We start from the raw sequence: 6,239 nt of genomic DNA, 5'->3' as shown, positions 1-6,239 counted from the left end.
TCACCGTGCCGACGTCGCCCACCACCCTGAGGCCGCGCGGGCACCTCCGGAACCACCCGCTGAAACAGTTCCCACAGCTCATCCGGCACCAACCGCTCATCGATCCCTGTCATGCCCCAAAGCCTACCGAGCCAAATGAGATAATCTCTTAGCCAAACCGTCTGACAGAGCTGGGTATCGAATCCGCAGGCACCTTCAACAAGATCCTGTTACGAGCTCTTAGAAACGAGCAATCAGACGGGTTGCCAGGGTTTGAAGTCGCTGCCGGGGCCGTTGCTGTTGCCGGTGGCCCAGAATCCTCCGTCGGTGCCGCGTACGTAGAGATTCACTGTCTGGTCGGGGAATTGCAGCAGGGACGGGCGACCCACGAACTTTCCTCCTTCGCTGAGTCGTTGCCAGAAGGGGTCGAAGTCTCCGCCGGGGTGTTTTTGGCCGAGGCCGTTGAGGCTGCCGTCGGCCAGTACTGCGTATGTTCCCAGTGTGCCGTCGGGGCGGAGGATGACTTCGGGGTCGCCGGTTACTGCCATGGCGCCGGCGGGAGAGGTTTGCTGCCAGGGTTTGAAGTCGCTTCCTGGTCCTGCTTTGTTTCCGGTTCCCAGAATGACGCCTTGGGTGGTGCGGACGTAGACGCCGATGGTGTTGTCCGGGAACTGCACCACCGAAGGGCGCCCCGCGAAGGTGCCCTGTGTGCTCAACTGCTGCCACGGGCCGAACACGTCCCCGGGCGCCGCCTGCCCGCGCCCGTACACATTCCCGTCCGCCTGCACCGCGTACGTCCCGATCGTGCCATTACCGAACAGCACCATCTCCGGACCACCCAGACCGGAGTCCCGGCCGGTCCACCAAGTGGTCTGCTTCCGGGCTCCCGGCCAGCCGAAGCTGAAGTGGATGTGATCAGTGTGCGGACTACTTCCGGTATGGGCCGACCACGACCTGGTGTTGGCGGCCCATATACGGCGGTTCCAGATGAGGTACATGATGCCGATACGCCGGGCGATGGCGTGAGCGTTGTTCCAGCGGTCGGTCGCCAGCAACCAGTCGATCAGGGTGTCGGCTTCCGCCCGCTGCCCGGGATCGTTGGCGTTGAAGGGGTAATCGAGGGCACGGCCCTCCTTGTGCTCGCTGCGCCCGCCCACGTTGCAGGCGCGGCTGATACCGAGGTCGTTACGTCCGTACGTGGCCCGCAAGAGGTCACGTATGTCCAAGACGCCCGGCTTCGCCGCCGGATCACAGTCGGTCTGGCTCTGGAAGGGCTGGTACCCATCGATGTTCGGCCCGAAGTCGGGTGCCGGAGGATGGAGGGCCGCCACGATGGATGGGGCCGCGTTTTCATCTGCCACAGGAAATCGCCGATTCGTGTACGCATGGCCGGTGGTGACCGGCACCTGTCGATGTCTCTTCGGTGTGCGCCTGGGCCTCCAATTGCCTCGATGCAGACGCGTCAGGAAGGCTGCTGGGTACTTGTAGAAGGACGGGGCGCCTCCTGGAATTGCTGGTTCTCCTCCCGCTTCACTCTCCGGCACGAAGGGTGGGGCCGTCGTCCTCTCCCGGACGTAACGGCTGATACCACGTGGGGAGTAGGAGGCAAAGCGCCACCGTCATGACCCGGTCGGTGTTTCGGGAAACGGCGGGCCCGGTGATGGCTGTTTCCTCCTTTGCCCGGCGTATCGCGCCGAAGCGGTTTCCCGTCCGCCCATACGCACTGTGTCTTCTTGCGGCAACCGGACCATTCCTAGGCGTGTTGAAGCCGTACGTGAGGGTGTGTGGTGAGGCTGGCGTGTGTTCTGGGCTCCGCTGGAGGGGGTCGCAGGTAGTCTGCGAGCCGACGACGTCGGGGGTTGGCAAGATCGGCCCGCGCGTGAGCCGACAGCCGGGGTTCGGGAGCGTCGCCGATCTCGGTAAACAGGCGCTCGGCGATAGCCGCTGGCAAGGTGCGGCGGCGGCTCGGCAGGGATGAGTGGCAAACGCTGGACGAGGCCCTGGAAAATCCTGACGGCGACCGCCTGTACGCGGTGCAGCGGGAGCAGGCCCGGCGACGGAAGGCGGAGCGTGAGGCTGCTGTGCGGGAGGCGCAGCGGCCGGTGTGCACGCGGTGTGGTGCCAGATTTCCCGACGAGCGCTGGAGGAGACCACTAAAGGGTGTTGCACAACGGCGATCACGTTCGGATCCGGCCACCAACCACGGGGTCAACTGCCCGACTCTGTACCCGTTTTCGCTGGTCTGGTTGGCACCGCTAAACGGTCGCGAAAGATCGTTCGGTCGTTGTGCAACACCCTTTAGGCGGTGTCTTCAAATGATCACTGCTGGTGGATCATGGTGTCGTGTACGTCGCCATGAACTGTCCGATGCCGAGTGGGAGTTCGTCCGGCCGTTGCTGCCCGCGTCGTTGCGGGGACGGAAACGGCTGGACGACCGCAGGGTCCTGAACGGGATCGTGTGGAAGTTCCGGACCGGGACGGCCTGGCGGGATGTGCCCGAGCGTTACGGTCCCTGGGCCACGCTGCATACGCGTTTTCGCAGGTGGGCGGCGGACGGGACGTTCGACCGGATGCTGCAGGCCGCCCAGGCGAAAGCGGACGCGGCGGGCGACATCGAGTGGCTGGTGTCCGTCGACTCCACGATCGTCCGGGCCCACCAGCATGCGGCGGGAGGGCTTTCGCTTGATGGGACCCTCCCGGACGGTGCTTCGTCGGTCGCGTTGCGGTGCCGTCGGCCTGACGGCACGCCCGCGGTGCTGAAGAACAGCCCGGAGAAGCCCCTGATGGCCGAACAGGCCGACATGCTGGGATGGTTTGCCGCCTCGGGCCGGGTGCCCTCCGTGCTGGCCGCCGGCGAGGCGGCAGGCGCAAAGGTGTTGGAGGGGATCATCCCCGGAACGCCGGCGGAGGACATGCCTGCTGCTGCGCTCCCGGACCAGTGGTCGGAGCTGCTCGCCGCCCTGCACGAGGTCGCGTTGCCCCCGCGGCTGAGACGTGTGCTGCGTGGGCGGTGCGAGGAAGCCTTTGCCCGGGTCGGCAAGCGGCTGTCCGAGCCCGCGGTCAGCGCACGGATGGACGCCACCGTATGGGACAGGGCCATCCAGCGCTGCGAGCGACTGCTGGAGACGGAAGCGACCACCGACTGCTCCACGGTGACCTGCACCTGGGCAACGTCCTCGACGGCGGACAGCGTGGTCTCATGGCCATTGATCCGAAAGCCTGTGCCGGTGATCCGTGCTTCGACGCGGTGGACTGCCGCCGCCACACGCGAGCAGCGGGTGTCGATGCCCTCCAGTCCGGCTGCGGCCAGGACGTCATGCGGACTCGATAGCGACCGGCTCCATGCCTGGAGCCAGGTGATCGCACCGTTTGCGGCCATCGCCCACCTCAGAGCCGGGGGTGAGAGGCAGACGGTCGATGAACTGCTCGCGTTGGTCCGGTGAGCACAAGGAACGCCCTCGAACGAACCTCGCACTCTAGGCAGGTACAGGCTGTTCACCTGATACGCAGAAGCCTTCTCGAGAGCGTGCGCCGTGGTGAACCAGGCATCTGATCAGCACGAAGGCCGTGAACATGACCCTGAGCGTTGGCGCAAGTGTCCCGGTTCGAAGGCAGCTTCTTGGGGCGTCTGTCCGCCCGGGGTGATGACAGGTGTCAGGGGCTTGCGCGTACTGCAGGAGTACCCCTACGGTGCGATGTGTAGGGGTATTCCTACACGAGATTGGGGAGTGGGTATGCACACCATCACCGGCGGTCTGCTGCAAGAGGCTCCGCACAACAGGCCATCCGTCCTCGCCCTCACCAGCGAGGGCTGGACCTGGCTGGACGGCCGGGAGTACGGACCTCTGGTCGCGGTGACATCCGAGGCTCTTGACGCCTGGACGGACGGAGAGCCGCTCTCCGACGAGGACGCCGAGGCGTTCGTCGCGCAGGGTTTCGGGGACGCCGGCGACACGGGCATCGTCGGCGCCGAGGACGGCAGCCCGCGCACGCCCGCGGATGACACGGACTGGGCCGTGGTCACGGCCCGCTATCAGGGGACCTTTGAGGGAGCCGACGGGAGCCCCCTCCTGCGGTACGAGGACCTGGAGTGGCGCGCGGCGTTCTGGATCGACCTGAACTCACTGACTCCGGTCCTCATCGATGACGGCGCCGGATGGCGCCTGTACCGGACCGGGCAGGGCCGTTGGGTCATCGCGAACGACGACGTGTGGATGGACGCTACGAGCGAGCAGGCCGCCGAACTGGTCTACGAGGCCGCGCCGACCCGGCGCTGGGAGAACATGCCGCTGCTGGCTGAGGCAGCCGCCGCGGCCCGTGACCTCGCCGACCTGTGCTCCTATCCCGAACACCCCGGTACCGATGACCTGGACGAAGGGGCGCGGCAGGACTGGGCGGCGCGGGACGCGGCCGCCGCGCATGTCCAGGCGGTGCGCGTCGTCGCGGACCTGACCCGCACCCGGGTCCAGGCGGACATCCGCGCAGGCCGCAGGAACGCCGCACGGACCGTGAACAGGGCCTACGACGGGAACACCACGCACGCCGCCGCAGCGGTCGCCATCCGCCGCCAGACCTTCCTCGATCTGATCAAGTAGAGCAAGGGGCAACCATGACCGACACCACCGCCGCGTTCTTAGCGGCCAACGGCTCGGACGATGCAGACGAAGCGGCGCGGGCGCAGCTTCAGGCACTGCGCAGCGCTGTAGAGGGCGTTGAACTCGGCGACCGCTACCGGGAGGCCGTCGAGGCTCTGCTGTTCCATGCCACCGGCCAGGACCCGCAGCAGACCGGGCGCCTGCTTACCCTCCTGCGCGACTACGGGGAACGACGAGGCCTGCGCGCACAGTCCGCGATGACAGCGGGAGCCGTTGCCGTTGCAGGCCGGGTAGCCGCCCACTGGCTCAAGGACCGCGTCGACGAGAGCTGTCCCGGGCCAGAACACACCGCGCTGCGTACCGCAATGGCCGACGCGGTCAGCAGCATGGACCACCACGAGCCCTTGGCCTTCGTCGCGCTTGCCCGGCAGGTCAATGCCGCCGACAGCCTCGGACGTCTGAAACGGCCCGCCCATACCCTCTCGCGCCACGACTCGGCCAGCCGGAACGTCATCTGCGGACGCCTCGCCCACGACGTACTGCGTCTCCTCAACTCCTCGAACCAGGTAGGCGAGTTCAGGCAGCAGACTGCCCGCGCCCTGGCATCCATTGGGGCCGACCGGAATAGGGCGGAGGACCGCGCGACCTATGGCTGCGAGTACGGCGAGCCCGCGTAGGCATCCGCGTTCGCGTGGCTCAGCGATGCAAGCGCGGCCCCGATCGGGCGCTCCGGCCAGCTCCCAGCCGACGAGGAGGGGCGGCATCATGTGGGTGCAGACCCCTTCTTCCCTTCCGATCTCAGGTGCGCCTGGGCTGCGTCTGTGCGGAGGCCCGACGAGAGCTGCGGCAGCGGTTCTCTGAGTCCGTCATCAGGGTCGATCACAATCCCGCTGCCCGGGATTGTGCTGGCAACGAGAGCCGCGGCGGCCACCGCAAGGTGCGCCGGTAGGCGCCGGGTGTGGTGCCGAGATGGGCCCGGAAGCGGCGGCGCAAGTTGACTGCCGAGGTGAGTCCGACGCGGGTTGCCGGCCGCCGTCACCGCCTGACGACGGCCGGGCCATAGCCCCGAGCGGGCCCTCACGCCAGGATGCGGTCGATGGTGGAACGGCCCAGTCCTGTCAGCTCGTGCATGCGTGCCATACCGCCAGCGTGCGGGCAGGGCTGGCCGCGCGTCTGTCGAGGGGACCCGGTCAGCCCACAGGCTCAGCGTCGGGCGTCACGATCAGCACACCCCGTCTGCGAGGTCATCCATGACCCGGCTGACCTCTGCCCGCGTCAGCCCGCCTAGCTCCGCCCGGGTGTACTCCGCGCACACCTCCTCCGTGAAGAACTCTCGGCGCTCCTCCTGCATCTCCAGTGCGTCGGTGATCTGCGCAGCGGTTGCGGGTAGATCCACGCCTTCCTCGCCGGGCTTCCAGTACGTCTGTACGGTCATGATCCCTTTCCCTTTGGGTGGTAGGGCTCCGCGTCAATGGCGGCCGTCGTCCTGGCTCTGGCGGATGGCGGCAACCTCGTCCAGGAGGGCGCGGGCGGCTTGGCGCAGCTCGGCGATGTGCGCCTCGTCGCGACGGATGCGGTAGGTGCGGGTCTCGGTGTCGTGGCTGCTGTAGGCGATGACGTAGCCATAGCAAAGGCCGTAGGTGTCGAGGAGCCACTGGTGGTGGT

Annotated in this window: 5 protein-coding genes and 2 pseudogenes; 4 read left to right on the top strand and 3 right to left on the bottom strand. The window is 67.2% G+C overall.

All coding sequences use genetic code 11. From position 1 onward, the window contains the following. Positions 1 to 233 precede the first annotated feature (233 nt). Positions 234 to 1,385 (bottom strand): VldE C-terminal domain-containing protein, encoded by a 1,152-nt coding sequence (locus tag IG78_RS0140615; RefSeq protein WP_157856068.1) that lies wholly within the window; start codon positions 1,383 to 1,385, stop codon positions 234 to 236. 909 nt (positions 1,386 to 2,294) lie between these two features. Between IG78_RS0140615 and IG78_RS52065 the strand changes: the two are divergent. The 4 genes and pseudogenes from IG78_RS52065 to IG78_RS0140595 form a co-directional block, all read left to right on the top strand. Beyond that, positions 2,295 to 2,651, top strand: a pseudogene (locus IG78_RS52065) (IS5 family transposase); the annotation flags it as partial. 452 nt (positions 2,652 to 3,103) lie between these two features. Then, positions 3,104 to 3,223: pseudogene (locus IG78_RS52985) on the top strand (aminoglycoside phosphotransferase family protein); the annotation flags it as partial. A 490-nt stretch (positions 3,224 to 3,713) separates the two neighbouring features. Continuing rightward, positions 3,714 to 4,574: a hypothetical protein gene (locus tag IG78_RS0140600; RefSeq protein WP_030574654.1), complete on the top strand. Its 861-nt coding sequence runs from the start codon at positions 3,714 to 3,716 to the stop codon at positions 4,572 to 4,574. A 14-nt stretch (positions 4,575 to 4,588) separates the two neighbouring features. Beyond that, on the top strand, positions 4,589 to 5,251 hold the full coding sequence (locus IG78_RS0140595; protein ID WP_030574651.1) for a hypothetical protein: 663 nt from the start codon (positions 4,589 to 4,591) through the stop codon (positions 5,249 to 5,251). 545 nt (positions 5,252 to 5,796) lie between these two features. Here the strand turns inward: IG78_RS0140595 and IG78_RS0140590 are convergent. Then, positions 5,797 to 6,009, bottom strand: a complete 213-nt coding sequence (locus tag IG78_RS0140590; protein WP_030574648.1) for a hypothetical protein — start codon at positions 6,007 to 6,009, stop codon at positions 5,797 to 5,799. Positions 6,010 to 6,042: 33 nt separating this feature from the next. Beyond that, on the bottom strand, positions 6,043 to 6,239 hold a 197-nt coding region (locus tag IG78_RS43510; RefSeq protein ID WP_037687678.1), incomplete at its 5' end, for a hypothetical protein.

This window comes from Streptomyces aureocirculatus (assembly GCF_000720475.1).
In the GTDB taxonomy this organism is placed as follows: domain Bacteria; phylum Actinomycetota; class Actinomycetes; order Streptomycetales; family Streptomycetaceae; genus Streptomyces; species Streptomyces aureocirculatus.
The sequence above is the reverse complement of the archived record's forward strand: the minus strand, read 5'-3'. Positions and strand labels throughout refer to the sequence as shown.